The sequence below is a fragment of the Corynebacterium sp. 11A genome (genome assembly GCF_008930935.1).
Lineage (GTDB): Bacteria > Actinomycetota > Actinomycetes > Mycobacteriales > Mycobacteriaceae > Corynebacterium > Corynebacterium megadyptis.
In genome coordinates, this window is sequence record NZ_PQMR01000023.1 from 1 (window position 1) to 1,292 (window position 1,292).

Genomic DNA, 1,292 nt, shown 5'->3' on the forward strand with positions numbered 1-1,292 from the left:
TGGAAGTGTGCTTGAACGAGGCCACCTCTGACAAGTTCTCCGGCGCGGATTTCCCCGCCGGCCGCCAGACCCTCAGCGGCAAAGAGGCACTGGCCTTCGTTCGTCAGCGCCACGGTCTGCCCCGCGGCGACTTGGACCGCATTGTGCGCCAGCAGGCCTATATGGCCTCTCTGGTACAGACCGCACTCAAAACCAACACGCTCACCAGCCCCTCCAAGTTGAATCAGATGGGCGATGCCGTCACCCGTTCGGTGATCATTGACGAGGACTGGGACATCATGAGCTTCGCCACCCAGCTGCAGGATCTGGCCGGCGGCAATGTGCTCTTCGAAACCATACCCGTCACCAGCATCGACGGCGTGGGCGATTATGGCGAATCGGTGGTCACTGTGGATCGCACCGAGGTACACGATTACTTTGATCGCCTCCTCAACCGCGACGAGCACGACGGTCAAGAATCCACGGACAGCCAGAAGGATCGAAAGGATAATGACGCCACGGCAGCCGATAACAGCGGCCCCAGCGCGATCACGGACGTCACCGTCCTCAACTCCACCAACACCACCGGCCTCGCCGCGCAGGTGGGCGGGGCGCTGAAGAATGATGGCTACACCATGGGCGAGATCGGCAATGCCCCAGCAGGGCTGTATACCTACTCCCAAGTGGTGGCCGCCGATCCGCAGAATCCGGCCGCCCTCGCACTCGCCGACAAGCTCGGCGGGGTGCCCGTGGTCTCTTCCCCCACCCTCAACCCAGGCAGCGTCGTGGTGGTTGTGCACGATGACTATATCGGGCCGAAGGATGAAAACGCCCCTGTAGAAAGCGAGTCCACCGAGGTCATCGGAGAGCCAGGCACCGAGCTGGATGACTCTCAGCTCTCCCCCACGCTCGATGCCGGCGGAGACGGCCCGCGCTGCGTCAACTAGGTTAGGGTGCATGCTCACGCTTTTCGACGCGCACCGCGACGCCCCCAGCGCCCCCGTATTGACCTTCTACGATGAAGCTCGGGGATTCCGCATGGATTTCTCGGCACTGACCCTCGATAACTGGGCCGCCAAGATGGGAAACTTCCTCATCGAAGAGCTCGATCTCAGCCCTGGAGGGAGCATCGCCGTGGACGTCGATAGCTCCTGGCAAAGGCTGGTGTTGCTGCTCGGGGCGGCCGCCGCCCAGCTCAGTGTGACGGACGCGACAGATCCCGAGAGCGAGGTGCTGTTCCAAGAGTCCACGCGGCTGGACAGTACAGAGGAACGCGAGCTCATTGCCGTGACCATCGATGGCTTTGGCCGCTC

2 protein-coding genes are annotated in these 1,292 nt (G+C 62.6%); both read left to right on the forward strand.

Going from position 1 to position 1,292, the window contains the following annotated elements:
- A partial coding sequence (locus tag GBB18_RS10580; protein ID WP_192796028.1) for an LCP family protein occupies positions 1–926 on the forward strand: 926 nt, incomplete at its 5' end.
- Positions 927–936: 10 nt separating this feature from the next.
- A partial coding sequence (locus GBB18_RS10585; RefSeq protein WP_255444734.1) for a TIGR03089 family protein occupies positions 937–1,292 on the forward strand: 356 nt, incomplete at its 3' end.